Origin of the sequence: Segeticoccus rhizosphaerae (assembly GCF_009192725.1) — a bacterium.
Lineage (GTDB): Bacteria > Actinomycetota > Actinomycetes > Actinomycetales > Dermatophilaceae > Segeticoccus > Segeticoccus rhizosphaerae.
Genome location: NZ_VOHR01000019.1, coordinates 1 through 14,550, shown reverse-complemented (window position 1 = coordinate 14,550; position 14,550 = coordinate 1). Strand labels below are relative to the sequence as shown.

Here is a 14,550-nt window from a genome sequence, read left to right as displayed (position 1 = left end):
CTCAGACTCCCCCTCCGGGGTCCTTGCTGTCCGTGGGCCGCAGGTAGCCACGCTGACTGGCCTTGTGCTCGGCATATTCGACATAGGCGTCCCGGGTGGAGTCGAGCTCGGACACTTGGCTGACGGGCACGTCCCACCAGGCCTTCGAATCAGGAGCGTAGACCAGCGGATCGGTCTCGACGTGGATGACGACCGGCCCGCCGTCCGGCGGCGCCGCCTTGGCCTCGGCGACGGCATCCTCCAGCTCCTTGCGGGAGTGCACCTCGATGACGTGGGCGCCGAGGCTGCGGGCGTTGGCGGCCAGGTCGACCGGCAGGTGGTCCCCGTCGAGCCGCCCGTCATCGGTGCGGAAGCGGTACTGCGTCCCGAACCGCTGCGACCCCAACGACTCCGACAGGGAACCGATCGAGTGGAAGCCGTGGTTCTGGACCAGGACCACGATGACCTTGACCCGCTCCTGCACGGCGGTCACGAGCTCGGTGGGCATCATCAGGTAGCCACCGTCGCCGACCATGGCGAAGACGTCGCGCGACTCGTCGGACAGTCGGATCCCCAGCGCGGCCGGGACCTCGTATCCCATGCAGGAGTATCCGTATTCGACGTGGTAACCCTTGCGGTCCCGCACCCGCCACAGCTTGTGCAGGTCGCCGGGCATCGAACCGGCCGCACACAAGACGACGTCGCGAGGATCGCTGTGCTCGTTGATGACACCGATGACCTCGCCCTGGGTCAGCAGGCCGGGCGCGAGCGCGTCGGTGACCTCATCGGACGGGTGGTAGGCCCGCTCCACCTGCTCGTCCCACTCCTGCCAGAGCGACGCCTGCTCCTGCCGGTATGCCGGGTCGACGACGTATCCGTCCAGGGCTGCGGTGAGTTCCGTGAGGGCTTCGCGCGCGTCGCCGACGACGGTGAGGCCAGCGTGCTTGGCCGCGTCGAAGTCCGCGATGTTGAGGTTGACGAAGCGGACTCCCTCGTCCTGGAAGACCGTTCGCGACGCGGTCGTGAAATCGGCGTAGCGGGTCCCCACCCCGATTACCACGTCGGCGCGGGCGGCGATCGCGTTGGCAGCGGTGGTGCCGGTCGAACCGACCGCTCCCAGCTGCTGAGGGTGGCCGTGGGGGAGCGATCCCTTGCCTGCCTGGCTTTCACCGACCGGGATCCCGGTCGCGTCCACCAACTGCGCCAGGGCCGCCTCGGCCCGTGAGTAGTGGACTCCGCCACCGGCCACGATCATCGGGCGCCGGGCGGTGCGGACGATCTCCGCCGCCTCGTCGATGCGGGCCCGTTCCGCAGGCGGCCGTGCGACGTGCCAGGTGCGCTCGGTGAACAGCTCGACGGGCCAGTCATGCGCCTCGGCCTGCACATCCTGGGGCAGAGCGAGGGTGACCGCGCCGGACTCGACAGGATCCGTGAGCACCCGCATGGCCGACAAGAGCGCCGACGGGAGCTGCTCCGGCCGGACGACCCGGTCGAAGTGGCGCGAGAGCGGACGGAACGCGTCGTTGACGGTGACGTCCCCGCCATACGTCGTCTCCAGCTCCTGCAGCACCGGCGCCGAGACGCGCGTGGCGAAGGTGTCGGACGGGAGCAGCAGCACGGGGATCCGGTTGACCGTGGCAAGCGCCGCACCGGTCAGCATGTTGGTGGAGCCCGGGCCGATGGAGGCCGTGCAGGCCCAGGTCTGCAACCGGTCCTTCTGTCGCGCGTAGGCGACCGCGCTGTGCACCATCGCCTGCTCGTTGCGGGCGAGGACGTAGGGCAGCTCGGGGTGCCCGCCGGCCGCGAGCTCCTGCTGCAGGAGCGCCTGCCCGATCCCCGCGACGTTGCCGTGGCCGAAGATGCCGAAGGCACCGGCGAAGAGACGCTGGCGTTCCCCGTCGCGTTCGGACCACTGGGCCGCGAGGAAGCGCACCGTGGCCTGGGCGACGGTGAGCCGCACGGTGCCGGGGCCGGTCATCGAGTCCCCCCGAACGGCAGTCTCGGGTCGACCTGTTGGGACGTCCAGGTGTCACGGACCCAGCCGTGCGCGGGGTCGTCGCAGATCAGCCACGCGCGCTCGGCGCCGGGGCCGGCCATCACGTTGAGGTAGTAGAGGTCGTAGCCCGGCGGTGCCATCGAGGGCCCGTGCCAGCCGTGCGGGACGAGCACGACGTCGCCGCTGCGCACCTCAGCCAGCACGTCGATCGGCCGGTCGGCGGTCCCGTAGACCCGGTGGTAGGCAACCGCACGCGGTGCTCCGCCCCCCGTGGTCCCGGCGCTGTGGTCACCACCATTTCCACCGGGCCGGCCCGCATGGTCACTCGGGCCACCGCGCTGGGTCTGCAGCTCGAAGTAGTAGATCTCCTCGAGTGCGGTCTCCTCGCCGGGCCGCTCCTCGTCGTGCTTGTGCGGCGGGTAGGACGACCAGTTGCCTGCCGGCGTGATCACCTCGCAGGCGATGATCGAGTCCGCGTCGAGCACGGCAGGCACACCGAAGTTGCGCACCTCCCGCGAGGCGACTCCTGCACCTCGCAGCTCTATCGGGACATCGGCAACAGGCAGGTGCCGCGGGGGCTTCGGCGCAGAGCCGGGCGTGACCCGGGCGAGCGCCAGAGCGACGCGAGCCCGACCACCGCCGGCTGCGGCCAGCTCGAGCCGCGAGTCACGACCGACGTAGGCCACGTCGGTGGCTCCGGCGAAGACGCTCTCACGGCCTGCGAGCACGATCTCGTGCCCCCCGGCAGCATCGTCGACCCGCGCTGCCACCGACCCGGACAGCGGCACCACGATCACTTCCCGCTCTCCCGTGTCGAGCGCCCGCGAGTCGTCTCCGCTCAGCGTGGCGACCTGCAGACCGGTGTGTTGCCAGCCCTCGCGGGCATCGGTGACCTCGACCTCCCAGCCGACGGACCCGCTGGTCCCCGCCGGCAGCACCCATGAGGCGTTGTCGCGGGCGGCGGCACTCACGGCCGTGCTCCCGTGTGCACCAGCTTGGTCGCGATGTCGACCGCCGCCCCGACGTCACCGCCGGGCGGGTAGAGCAGCGCCCGTCCCACGACCAGCCCGCGCGCTGCCGGGAGCGACAGCGCCCTCGCCCAGGCGGCGTAGGTGTCCGCGGGGTCGCCGGCGGGGTCGCCACCCAGCAACAGCGTGGGCAGCGTCGTGGCGTCGAGGACCCGCTCGAGCTCGTCGACGACCGGCAGCTTCAACCAGGTGTGGGCACTGGTGGCCCCGAGGCCGCTCGCGATGTGGACCGACTTGATGGTGCTGTCGGGGTCGAGCAGGTTGGTCACGCGCTGGTCGGTGCGCACCGAGAGGAACGGCTCGATCATCGCCATCAACCCACGCGCCGCAAGGGCGTTGACGGCGTGCGCCGTGGCCTCGAGCGTCGAGACGGTGCCGGGATCGTTGAGGCAGATGCGGGTGAGCGTCTTGCCTCCGTCCAGACCGGCCGCCTCGATCGCCTCGGCGGTGTATGCCGTGAAGCGGTCGTCCAGCTCGAACGAGGCACCCTGCAGCCCACCGCGATTCATCGACCCGATCACGACCTTGCCCTCCAGCGCACCCATCAGGAGCAGGTCGTCCAGGACGTCCGGCGTGCCGAGGACGCCGTCCACGCCCGGACGACCCAGCGCGGTGGCCAACCGGTCGAGCAGGTCGGTGCGGCTGCCCATGGCCAACGCGTTGCCGCGCACACCGAGGGAGCCGCGGGCCGGGTGGTCGGCGGCCACCAGCAGCAGTTGGCCGTCGTCACCGACGAGTGGTCGCCGCCTGCGGCCTGCCCAGGCCTCGGCGATGCGGTGGGGCTCACGGGCGCGCACCTCGGTGATCTTCGCGGCATCCATCATGAGCCCTCTCCCCTCCGCTGCAGTCCGTGTCCGGCGAGGACCTGCGAGACCTCGGCGAGGTCGGGCATCGCCGTGGAGCACTCGAGCCGGGAGGCGACGATCGCGCCGGCGACGTTGGCGAACTCCAGGGTCCGGCGCAGTTCCCAGCCGGACAGGAGCCCGTGCACGAGCGCTCCCCCGAACGCGTCACCTGCTCCCAGGCCGTTCACCACGTCGACGGGAAACGGTGGCACCTCGACCCGCTCGTCGCGCGTCTTCGCGAGGACACCCTTCGAGCCCTGCTTGACGATGGCAAGGTGAACTCCTCGGTCCAGCAACGCGTCGGCCGCACGCTCGGGCTCCGTCTCGCCGACCGCGACCTCGCACTCCTCGCTGTTGCCGACCGCGACGGTGATGTGTTCGAGGGCCTTGGACACCTGGGCGCTGGCCTCGTCCGGGTGCGGCCAGAACATCGGCCGGTAGTCGAGGTCCAGCACCGTGTGCTCCCGTCGCGCGCGCGCCTCCCAGGCTGCGAAGTGGGCGGATCGGCTCGGTTCCTGGGACAGGCCGGTGACGGTGGCCCAGAAGATGGAAGTGGCGCGAATCGCTTCCAGCGGAAGGGTTTCCGGCTCGATCATCAGGTCGGGTGCGATCGGGTAGCGGTAGAAGTAGAGGGGGAAGTTGTCGGGCGGGAAGATCTCGCAGAACGTCACCGGTGTCGGGGGTCCGTCCGCGCCGATGCTGGTGATGTATGCCGGGTCGACGCCGAGGCGCGCGGCCTCCTGGCGCACGTATCGGCCGAAGGGATCGGGTGCGACGCGGGTGATGAGCGCGACGTCCCGGCCGTAGCGGGCGGCGCCGACCGCCACGTTGGTCGCGCTGCCCCCGAGGAACTTGCGGAAGGTTCGCACGTCCTCGAGGCCCACCCCGTGGTCGACGGGGTAGATGTCGACGCCGGTGCGGCCCATCGTGATCAGGTCGTGAGCCATCAGCCGGTCGCCGCCTCAGCCAGCGCCTTGAGGTGCGCGATGGAGGCCCGGCTGTCCGCCATCGGATCAGGCGACCTAGGCAACCCGGACGACCCGGATGACCCAGCGGGGTCTTCGAGCAGCACGGTGTCCTGCTCGAGGACGTACCACCCGGCATACCCGCTCTTCTCCAGGGAGGTGACGATGGCGCCGACGTCGATGTCCCCCTTGCCGAGCGGGACGTACATGCCACCGGCCACCGCGTCGGTGTAGCTGACCGAACCGTCCTGGACGCGCCGCGCCCAGGACAGCAGGACGTCCTTGAGGTGGACGTGGGGAATGCGGTCGGGATGGGAGGCTGCCAGAGCGACCGGGTCGCCACCGCCGATCAGCAGGTGGCCGGTGTCGAGGCAGATGCCGATCGACGAGCCGTCCAGCACCCGCTGTGTCTCGACGCCGCTCTCGACCATGGTGCCGACATGAGGGTGGAGCGCGGCGGTCAGGCCGTGGCGCGAGGCCAACTCGGCGATCCGGTCGAGGTTGCCGAGCAACCGGGACCATCCTGCGTCGTCGAGGACCGGCCTCGCGTCATAGCCGACAGCCCCGGTGGCAGCCGCGAGGACCAGTGTCCCCGCGTGCGCGGCGACCAGCCCGTCGACCGCGGCCTGCACCTGGGGCAACGGGTCGTGGTCCGCCTCGTGCAGCACCACCGGCACGAACTGCCCCACCGCCGCGAGACCGTAGCGTTCCAGCGTCGCCGCCTTGTCGGCGGGTGCGTCGGGCAGGAACCCGTCGGGGCCGAACTCCGTTGCGGTGATGCCGATCTCACCCATCTGAGTAAGGACCGTGTCGAGCCCGAGCTGGTAACCCCAGCCGGGCACCTCACAGACGCCCCAGGAGATCGGGGCGGCGGCGATGCGCTCGGAGAGAGGTGTGTTCACGGTGCGCCCTTGATCTCGGTGAGGGCAACGGGCCGGCGTTCGGCCCGGGACAGCTCGCAGGCCTCCGCGGTGCGGAAGGCCTGCAATGCGTCGGCGACCGTGCACGGGCTGGGCACGGCCCCTGCGGCCACCCGGATGAACTCGGTGAGCTCGGCGCGGTAGGCCGGGAGGAATCGCTCCATGAACGACCACTTCTGGGGCCCGTGCGGGAAGTCGACACCTGGCTCTGCGGAGCGCAGAGCGAGCGAGTCGTCGAGGCCGACCCCGATGGCACCCTTCTCGCCCAGGACCTCCAGGCGCACGTCGTGCCCTGCGCCGTTGTAGCGGGTCGAGGACACCAGCACCATCGTGTCGTCCTCGAGGGTCAGCACGGCGGCTCCGGTGTCCACGTCGCCGGCCTCGGCGAAGTAGGCCTCGCCCTTGTTGCCACCGGTGGCATACACAGACTCGACCTCGACGCCCAGGACGAAGCGCAGGATGTCGAAGTCGTGGATGTTGCAGTCGCGGAAGATCCCACCGCTGGTGGGGATGTAGCCGGCGTGCGGTGGTGACTGGTCGTGCGTGTTGGCCCGGACCGTGTGGATGAAGCCGAGCTCGCCCGACCGGACGGCCTCCCGAGCCCGCAGGTAGCCGACGTCGAACCGCCGCTGGAACCCCACGTGCACCGGCACGTCGCTGGTCGCCACGAGGTCAGCCAACTCGATCGTCTCCGCGAGGGTGGCGGCCACCGGCTTCTCGCAGAACGTCGGCACGCCTGCCGCGACGCCCTGCCGAAGCAACGGAGCGTGCCCCAGGGTGCCCGTGGTGATCACGAAGGCGTCGATCCCGGAGGCGAGCATGGTCTCGACATCCGGGGCCAGACCCAGCCCCTGGGACTCGGCCACCAGCCGGGCTGCGGCGCCGTCGACGTCGGTCACCACCACCTCGTCCACCGCGTCGAGAGCGTGCAGCGTCTCCGCGTGGAAGGCGCCGATCCGCCCGGCTCCAGCCAACCCGACTCGCATGGTGCGTTCTCCTGCTCTGCTGCGTCGCGTGGTCCCCATCACTCTGGCTGACGCCCACCCACCTGTCAATACTTTGTTCTAACATTCTGATGTCCCTATGACAGGACGGTTTGGCGTATTCTCTGGGCCATGTCGGCCCAGCTGCTTGCGGTGCAGATCGATCGGGCCTCGCCTGTGCCGCTCTACCACCAGCTCGCCGAGCAGCTCAGCGCCGCAGTCGCCGACGGCACGCTCCAGCCGGGGGACCCGTTCGAGAACGAGGTCGCCCTCAGCGCGCGGCTCCAGCTGTCTCGGCCCACGGTGCGTCGGGCGATCCGCGAGCTCGTCGACCAGGGCCTCCTGGTCCGCCGCCGCGGGGTCGGGACGCATGTGGCGGGGCGCATGGTTCACCGCCGGCTGAAGCTCAGCAGCCTGTATGACGACCTGGCCCGAGAGGGGCGCGACCCTCGCACCACGATCCTCGAGCACGAGATCAGGGAGGACGAGCGGGCCGCGATCGCGCTCGACCTCCCTCCGGACACCCCCTTGCTGTCCATCGTGCGGGTCCGCTCGGCGGGTGACTCACCCCTGGCGATCCTGCACAACTGGCTGCCACCGGCCTACTCGGACCTGACCCGGGAGGACCTCGAGACGTCCGGGCTGTATGCCCTGCTGCGTGATCGCGGCGGTCGCCCCGTCGTCGCCCACCAGAGTGTGGGCGCCCGGATGCCCACGGCCACCGAGCGCCGGCACCTGAAGATCCGGGGCAGTCATCCGCTGCTGACCATGACGCGCAGCGCGTTCGACGCGGGCGGCAACGCGGTCGAGTTCGGCGACCACTGCTACCGCGCCCAGGACTACACCGTCGACCTCATGGTCGACGAGCGCTGAGGCGTCTCGAACTCGTCCGGCGACCCCAGGGAGAGGCGAGACCGCGCGCCTTGCCGCGCCTCCGCCATACCCCCTCCACCATCGAGGAGAGCCGGCCATGGCACGCCACGGGGAGACGCCCTGGTACGACCTGGGCGTCTCCCCGGTGAGTCCTGCTGCTACTTGACGGACTCGTTGTACTGCTTGATGGCCGGCAGCAGCGCGTTGGCCGCGTCGGTCATCGACTTCTTCGCGTCGGCGCCGTTGATCGCCTTCTCCAGGCCGTCCTCGGACAGCTTGCGCGACTGAGGCATGACGCCGAGCAGGCAGCCCTGGGTGGCCTTGGACAACTTGGTCTGCTCGAGCTGCTTGACGGCCACGTCGAACTGCGGGTACTGCTTGCGCCACTTGACGTCCATCGGCTCCTGCAGCGCCTTCTTCGACGCCGGGAAGTAGCCGGTGCCGGTGTGCCAGATCGCCTGGTTCTTGGGCTCCGCGAGGAACTTCACGAACTCCCAGGAGGCCTCCTTCTCGGCGTCGCTGTGGCCGACACCGTCGATCCACAGCGAGGCGCCGCCGATGATCGGGCCGCCGTCACCCGGCTTCAGCTTGGGATAGAAGCCGACGCCCAGCTCGAAGTTGCCGGCCTTGGCGGCCTCGGTGAAGGAGCCGACCTGACCGGTGGACTCCAAGGTGATCGCGGTCTGGCCCGAGCTGAAGGCCTTCTGCGCCTGGGACGTGTCGCGCCCGGTGTTGGCGGCCAGCCCGTCCTTGACCATCTTCTGCCACCAGCTGACGATCTTGACCGTGTCTGGCGAGTCGAACATCACCTTGGTGGCCTTGCCGTCGCGGCCGTTGCCGTTGTCGCAGTAGAGCTGGTTGTCGGTGGCGATGAACTGCTCGAGCAGCCAGCCGTAGATGGCGGCACCGAAACCGTACGGCGCCGGGCCACCGTTCTTCTTCGACAGCTTCTCGGCGTCCTTGCGGATCTCCGCGAGGGTGGTCGGCGGCTTGTTGGGGTCGAGCCCGGCCTTCTTGAAGAGCGTCTTGTTGTAGTAGAGCACCGGCATCGAGGTGTTGAACGGCATCGAGTAGAGCTTGCCGCCGATCGAGTAGTAGCCGGTGATGTTGGGCTGCAGGTCGCTGACGTCGAGCTTGTCGCGGTCGATGAACTGCTGCATCGGCACGGTCTGCTTGGCGTCGATCATGAACCGGGTGCCGATGTCGTAGATCTGCACCAGGTCGGGCGTCGACTTGGACTGGATCGACGCCTTGTACTTGGCGATGCCGTCGTCGTACTTGCCGACGTAGGTGGGCTCGACCTGGATCTTGCCCTTGTTCTGCTCGTTGAAGTCCTTGACCAGCTTGTTCAGGACCTCGGCGTTCGTGCCGTCCATCGAGTGCCAGAAGCTGACCTTCTGCACCTTGCCGGTTTCGAGCGCGCCGGTCTGCGGGGCGCTCACCTCGTCGCCCGAGCCGCCTCCGTCGCCGCCGCAGGCGCTGAGCAACAACGACACGCTGGCCGCGCCGCTGATGAGGGCCACGCCGAGCCGGCGCCTCGTGCTGTGTGTCCGGATCACTGTTGTCTCCTTGGGGTTGGGTCGGTCGGCCTTCGGTGGTCGCTCACTTGACGGCGCCTGCGGTCAGGCCCCGCACGATGAACCGCTGGCCGAAGACGACCAGCAGCAGGGTCGGCAGGAGGGCCAGCACGACACCGGCGAGGACCATGCCCGGGTCCTGGGTGTCGGAGGACTGCAGCTGGCCGATGCCGATCTGGATGGTCTGGTGCTCCGAGCGGGTCGTGATCAGCAGCGGCCAGAAGTACTGGTTCCACGCGGACAGGGCGCAGTAGATCGACAGCGCGGCCAGCGTCGGCTTGGACAGCGGCGTGAGGATCGACCACAGGAACCGCAGGTGTCCCGCCCCGTCCACCCGGGCGGCGTCGCGCAACTCGGTCGGGAAGGCGAGGAACGACTGCCGCAGCAGGAAGGTCCCGAACCCGGAGGCGAGGAACGGCAGCGCCAGCCCGGCGATGGTGTCGGAGAGGCCGAGGCCGGTGACGAACAGGTAGTTGGGGATGATGATCGACTCGTAGGGGATCATCATCGTCGCGAGAAAGACCCCGAACCAGAAGTTGCGTGCGCGCAGGGGAAGGAAGACGAACGCGTATGCCGCGAGCACACTGGTCAGGACCTGACCGATCGTGATGGCAGCCGTCTGCATGATGCTGTTGAGGTACTGCCGGCCGAGCGGGACGATGTCGAGCGCGTTGCTGTAGTTCTGCGGGTGAATGCCGTGCTTCGGCCACAACGCCGGTGGGTAGGAGTTGGTGTCCTGGGTGTTCATGAAGCTGCCGATGATCCCGTAGTAGACGGGGAACAGCACGATCAGGAACAGCACGGTGATGCCGACGTAGGTGAGGGGCCCCGCCCCCCTGCCGACACCGCGGGAGTGACGGCGCCGGTGCGCCGGCCGGTCGGTCCGTGGAGTCTGGGCGGCGGTGGTGGTCATCGGTAGAACACCCTCCGCTCGAGCACCCCGAACTGGACCGCGGTGATCACCAGCACCACCAGCAGCAGCACCATCGCCTGCGCCGACGCGTAGCCGAAGTTGGAGTTGTTGTAGGCGAAGGCCTGCTCGTAGATCGAGTAGACCAGGGTCGTGGTGTTGTTCTCCGGCCCGCCCTTGGTGAGGATGTAGATCTGCCCGAAGCTCTGCAGCGAGTGGATCGTCCCCGTGACGATGAGGAAGAACAGCTGCGGGGTGATCAGGGGGATGACGACCGACCGCTGCAGCCGCAGGCCGGTGGCGCCGTCCAGCCGGGCCGCTTCGAGGACGTCCTCGGGCATCGCCCCGAGTCCGGCGCTGAGGATCAGCAGGTTGTAGCCGAGCTGCATCCACACCGTTGCGAGGGAGACCGAGATGAGCGCCATGTCGGGGTCGGTCAACCATCCGAAGGGGCCGATCCCGACATACGACAACAGGCCGTTGATCACGCCGGAGGCGGGGTTGTAGAGCACGCCGAAGATGACCGACGCGGTCGCCACCGAGAAGGCGAACGGGAGCGCGAAGGCTGAGCGGAAGAACCGCAGTCCGCGGATCCTCTCCTGCAGCAGCAGCGCGATGGCGAGGGCGATCAGGATGCTGGGCAGGACGGTCAGCAGCGTGAATCCGGCGGTGACGCCGATGACCTTGGCGAACGCCGGGTCGGAGAACATGTGCCGGTAGTGCTCGAGGCCGACGAAGCCGCCGGGGCGCCCGATGATGTCGGTGCCCTGCATCGAGATGATGATCGACTTGACCAGCGGCCAGAACATGAAGACGCCGAAGACCGCGAGAGCCGGCAGCAGGTAGAGCATGGCCATCGCCGCGGCGCCGCGAGGGCGGCGCGACCTGCGGGGTGCTGCTGGCCTGGCTTCCTCGGTCAGCACGGTCGTCTGGGTCACGCGGGACGTGGTCCCTCGTCACGGCGGCAGCCTGCCGCACCACACATGACCCACATGTTTACGCATGATGCTGCATCAGGGTTCCGCTGTGAACCTGCGACACCCCGCAGCCGGAGAATTTTCACCATCGTTACGTGGGGGGTGTGGCCAGCAGACACCGAGGGCGCGACACCCGGCATACCGGGTGTCGCGCCCTTGCGTGATGGGTCGGCGCGTGGCCGCCGTCATGCGACGGCCGGTGGTGCGTTTCCTCAGCCGGCGACGACCTCGAGGCCGACCTTGGCCTGCACCTCGGGGTGCACGCGGACCAGGACCTGGTGGGCTCCCGTGGTCTTGATCGGGTTGGGAACCTCGATCTTGCGGCGGTCGAGCTGTGGTCCGCCGGCGGCCTTGACCGCGGCCGCGATCTCGGCCGTCGTCACGGCGCCGAAGAGTCGACCGCTCGCGCCGGCCTTCGCCTCGACCGTCACCGTGCGGGCTTCGAGGTCGCCCTTGATCTGCTGGGCCTCCTCGAGGGTGGCGACGGCGCGGGTCTCGCGGGCCTTCTGGATCGCGGCGACCTGCTTCTCGCCACCCTTGGTCCACGGCGTGGCGAGGCTGCGGGGGACGAGGTAGTTGCGGGCATAGCCGTCCTTGACCTCGACGACGTCACCGGCGGTGCCGAGACCCGACACCTCGTGAGTGAGGATCAGTTTCATCATGCATCCTTTAATGAGTCCGCGACGGGGTCCCCGCCAAGTATCGGAGCGAGGAACGAGCGGAGAACTTGGTGGGGTGATTACCGAGCCGAGGACGAGTAGGGCAGCAGCGCCATCTCGCGGGCGTTCTTGACCGCGGTGGCGATCAGCCGCTGCTCCTGGACGGACACGCCGGTCACCCGGCGAGCGCGGATCTTGCCGCGGTCGGAGATGAACTTGCGCAGCAGCGCGGTGTCCTTGTAGTCGATGTTCTCGACCTTCGCCGCCTTCAGCGGGTTGGCCTTCTTCTTGGGCTTGCGCACAACGGGCTTGGCCATCGTGGTGCTCTCCTTTGTGGGAAAGAGCCCGAGCGTGGTGCTCGGGATAGCGAGTTGAGTTGGTGTGGAGTTGACGAAGCCCCTAGAAGGGCGGCTCGTCATACGAGGGACCCGAGCCCCAGCCGCCCTGCTGGCCGCCCTGCTGACCACCCTGGGCCGGCGCACTCTGGCCGCCGCCGGAGGGGCCGGTGGCCCACGGGTCGCTGGACTGCTGGCCACCGGACTGCTGGCCCTGCTGGCCGCCGAAGCCGCCGGACTGTTGCCCGCCGAAGCCGCCACCACCACCGCGCTGGGTCTTGTTGACCTTGGCCGTGGCGTACTTGAGGGAGGGACCGACCTCGTCGGCCTCCATCTCGACCACGGTGCGCTGCTGGCCGTCCTTCTCGTAGGACCGCTGCTTCAGCCGGCCCGAGACGATGACGCGGGTGCCGCGCTGGAGCGACTCGGCGACGTTCTCGGCCGCGTCACGCCAGATGGAGCAGCGCATGAACAGCGTCTCGCCGTCCTTCCACTCGTTGCTCTGCCGGTCGAACATGCGCGGCGTCGAGGCAACGGTGAAGTTGGCCACGGCCGCGCCGGACGGGGTGAACCGCAGCTCGGGGTCGGCCGTGAGGTTGCCGATGATCGTGATGACGGTGTCGCCAGCCATATCGAGTCCCTACTTGAGTCAGGCGCCGAGGCGCAGGAGCTTGGTCCGCAGGACGGACTCGTTGAGCCCGAGCTGGCGGTCCAGTTCTTTGGCGGTGGCCGACTCGGCCGACATGTTGATGACGGCGTAGATGCCCTCGGACTTCTTCTTGATGTCGTACGCCAACCGGCGACGACCCCAGAGGTCCACGTTGTCCACGGTCCCGCCGTCCTTGGTGACGACGGAGAGGAACTTGTCGAGCGACGGCTGGATCGTGCGCTCCTCGAGATCGGGGTCGAGGATGATCATGAGCTCGTACTGACGCATGCGTTAACCCACCTCCTTTGGTCTTGGCGGTCACGGTCTCTCCGTGACAGGAGGGTTGCAGCGTCCCACCACGGCATACTGTGCCATCTGTCGATGACAGCCCGTCCGGGCCGTCCACAGGCAGGCGGTCAGGGGTGCCGGGGCGAACCGGATGAGGATACCCGCCGGCCACCCGCCACACGAAATCCGACGCCTTCTCCGCGCCCGCGCGTTGGGAATGATCGTTGGGTTTGCCCACCGCGGGCTGTCGCCTTTCCAACGATCATTCGCCACGAGAGCCTGGCGTCAGCTCGGCCGGAGCGGAGGTCCCACGCTGGAAGCGACGGGGTGGGTGTGCCGTGGGGCCGCGCCAGACCTGGTAGCCGAGCCAGGCGACGGCCACGATCCGGGCGACCAGGAAGATCGCGTAGTCCCGGCCGGGAAGGGCGCGGTTGGCGTCGAAGGCCTGCGCGGCATACAGCCAGGTCGCGAGGAACGCCGTCACCTCCACCGAGGCCCAGATCAGGTGGTCCCGCCAGCGCAACCCGCACAGCGCGATGAGGGGCAGCAGCCACAGCACCGACTGGAGGGTGACCGACTTGCCGGTCACGAGGACGATGGCGACCATCAGGAAGGACACCTGCGCGACGGTGGGACGGCGACCGGGGCCCATCGCGAAGGTCGCACCCACCGCCACGGCGGCGATCCAGCCCAGCACCGCGAGCATGGTCACGACGGTCACCGGCAGCTCCCGACCGAAGAGCGTGGGGATCAGCCACGGGGAGCCGTAGCTGACCGCGCCGTCCCACCAGCTGACGTAGGCCGAGAAGACCGGGTCGGTGCGCCCCGAGCCCGGACTGGCGACGACCAACGGCACGAGGACGACCAGGAATGTGACGACCGCCGCCAGGGCCAGCCTGGCGAAGCGCTGCACGTGGCCGTCCCGCCAGGCCACGATGCCGATGGCCAGGATGATGACCAGCGGGTAGGTGCGAGCCAGCGCGGCGAGCGCCAGGGCCACCCCGGCCAGTGCCGGCGAACGCCTGCTCCAGGCCAGCAGACCCCACGAGGCCAGCAGCACGCCCAGCAGGTCGAGCGACACCAGTCCGGCGGTCACCAGGACGGGGCTCAGGGCGACGTGCGCGGCGCGCCACGGGGCGTCCGGCACGGTGGCTGCGGTAACCACGACCAGCAGGATGAGCAGGATGGCGATGGCGACGGCAGCGAGCGCAAAAAACCACTGCTGGTGGACGGAGCCGGTCCGCCCCGACGGCACGAGCAGGCCGATGAACCACGTGGCGAAGCCGGTGACGACCGGCTCACCCGGCGAGGCACCGGTGGACAGGTAGGGGGTCGCGTGCGAGCCGACCCCGGGGAGGCTGAGCGGCAGGTCGGAATAGCACATGTGCCAGTACTGGTCGGGGTCCTTCCAGCCGTACAGGAGGCAGTGCGCCTTCTCGGCGACCCCCAGGCTGATGAACACACTCGACAGCGCGGCGAGCACGGCCGCGGCCGGCTGCCAGGTCCGCGACACGCGCGCGAAGCTTCCCAGCGGGCCGCCGACGAGCTCGGTGGCCGCGGCCACCA

15 protein-coding genes are annotated in these 14,550 nt (G+C 69.2%); 1 reads left to right on the top strand and 14 read right to left on the bottom strand.

Going from position 1 to position 14,550, the window contains the following annotated elements:
* Nucleotide 1: 1 nt before the first annotated feature.
* The 6 genes from iolD to FRW57_RS03190 are packed head-to-tail and all read right to left on the bottom strand — an operon-like array spanning nt 2 to nt 6,719.
* A complete protein-coding gene (iolD, locus tag FRW57_RS03215) occupies nt 2-1,957 on the bottom strand; it encodes a 3D-(3,5/4)-trihydroxycyclohexane-1,2-dione acylhydrolase (decyclizing) (RefSeq protein ID WP_137119606.1) in 1,956 nt (651 codons plus the stop codon).
* Nucleotides 1,954-2,946, bottom strand: a complete 993-nt coding sequence (locus tag FRW57_RS03210; protein WP_152185279.1) for a 5-deoxy-glucuronate isomerase — start codon at nt 2,944-2,946, stop codon at nt 1,954-1,956. Before FRW57_RS03210 ends, iolD begins: the two co-directional genes overlap by 4 nt.
* Nucleotides 2,943-3,824: a Cgl0159 family (beta/alpha)8-fold protein gene (locus FRW57_RS03205; RefSeq protein ID WP_152185289.1), complete on the bottom strand. Its 882-nt coding sequence runs from the start codon at nt 3,822-3,824 to the stop codon at nt 2,943-2,945. The genes FRW57_RS03210 and FRW57_RS03205 overlap by 4 nt, the downstream gene beginning before the upstream one ends.
* Nucleotides 3,824-4,795, bottom strand: coding sequence for a 5-dehydro-2-deoxygluconokinase (gene iolC / locus FRW57_RS03200; protein WP_152185278.1), 972 nt, complete (start codon nt 4,793-4,795; stop codon nt 3,824-3,826). The genes FRW57_RS03205 and iolC overlap by 1 nt, the downstream gene beginning before the upstream one ends.
* On the bottom strand, nt 4,795-5,715 hold the full coding sequence (locus FRW57_RS03195; RefSeq protein ID WP_152185277.1) for a TIM barrel protein: 921 nt from the start codon (nt 5,713-5,715) through the stop codon (nt 4,795-4,797). The genes iolC and FRW57_RS03195 overlap by 1 nt, the downstream gene beginning before the upstream one ends.
* On the bottom strand, nt 5,712-6,719 hold the full coding sequence (locus FRW57_RS03190; protein ID WP_152185276.1) for a Gfo/Idh/MocA family protein: 1,008 nt from the start codon (nt 6,717-6,719) through the stop codon (nt 5,712-5,714). Before FRW57_RS03190 ends, FRW57_RS03195 begins: the two co-directional genes overlap by 4 nt.
* Before the next feature lie 129 nt (nt 6,720-6,848).
* Here FRW57_RS03190 and FRW57_RS03185 point away from each other — a divergent pair, with 129 nt between their 5' ends.
* On the top strand, nt 6,849-7,589 hold the full coding sequence (locus tag FRW57_RS03185) for a GntR family transcriptional regulator (protein ID WP_152185275.1): 741 nt from the start codon (nt 6,849-6,851) through the stop codon (nt 7,587-7,589).
* Nucleotides 7,590-7,747: 158 nt separating this feature from the next.
* Here the strand turns inward: FRW57_RS03185 and FRW57_RS03180 are convergent, their stop codons facing one another.
* From FRW57_RS03180 to FRW57_RS22945, 8 genes are all read right to left on the bottom strand, one after another.
* Entirely contained in the window at nt 7,748-9,148 is a 1,401-nt protein-coding gene (locus tag FRW57_RS03180; RefSeq protein ID WP_238999272.1) for an ABC transporter substrate-binding protein, read from the bottom strand.
* A 43-nt stretch (nt 9,149-9,191) separates the two neighbouring features.
* Nucleotides 9,192-10,079, bottom strand: a complete 888-nt coding sequence (locus tag FRW57_RS03175; RefSeq protein WP_152185274.1) for a carbohydrate ABC transporter permease — start codon at nt 10,077-10,079, stop codon at nt 9,192-9,194.
* Nucleotides 10,076-11,014, bottom strand: a complete 939-nt coding sequence (locus FRW57_RS03170; RefSeq protein WP_238999270.1) for a carbohydrate ABC transporter permease — start codon at nt 11,012-11,014, stop codon at nt 10,076-10,078. The genes FRW57_RS03175 and FRW57_RS03170 overlap by 4 nt, the downstream gene beginning before the upstream one ends.
* A gap of 251 nt (nt 11,015-11,265) precedes the next feature.
* Nucleotides 11,266-11,715, bottom strand: coding sequence for a 50S ribosomal protein L9 (gene rplI, locus FRW57_RS03165; protein WP_202911325.1), 450 nt, complete (start codon nt 11,713-11,715; stop codon nt 11,266-11,268).
* A 77-nt stretch (nt 11,716-11,792) separates the two neighbouring features.
* On the bottom strand, nt 11,793-12,029 hold the full coding sequence (rpsR, locus tag FRW57_RS03160; RefSeq protein ID WP_013494395.1) for a 30S ribosomal protein S18: 237 nt from the start codon (nt 12,027-12,029) through the stop codon (nt 11,793-11,795).
* An 82-nt stretch (nt 12,030-12,111) separates the two neighbouring features.
* Nucleotides 12,112-12,678 (bottom strand): single-stranded DNA-binding protein, encoded by a 567-nt coding sequence (locus FRW57_RS03155; protein ID WP_152185273.1) that lies wholly within the window; start codon nt 12,676-12,678, stop codon nt 12,112-12,114.
* A gap of 18 nt (nt 12,679-12,696) precedes the next feature.
* On the bottom strand, nt 12,697-12,984 hold the full coding sequence (rpsF, locus tag FRW57_RS03150) for a 30S ribosomal protein S6 (RefSeq protein ID WP_137119597.1): 288 nt from the start codon (nt 12,982-12,984) through the stop codon (nt 12,697-12,699).
* Between the two features lie 262 nt (nt 12,985-13,246).
* Nucleotides 13,247-14,550 (bottom strand): hypothetical protein (locus FRW57_RS22945; RefSeq protein ID WP_162529243.1); only part of this gene is annotated, 1,304 nt, incomplete at its 5' end.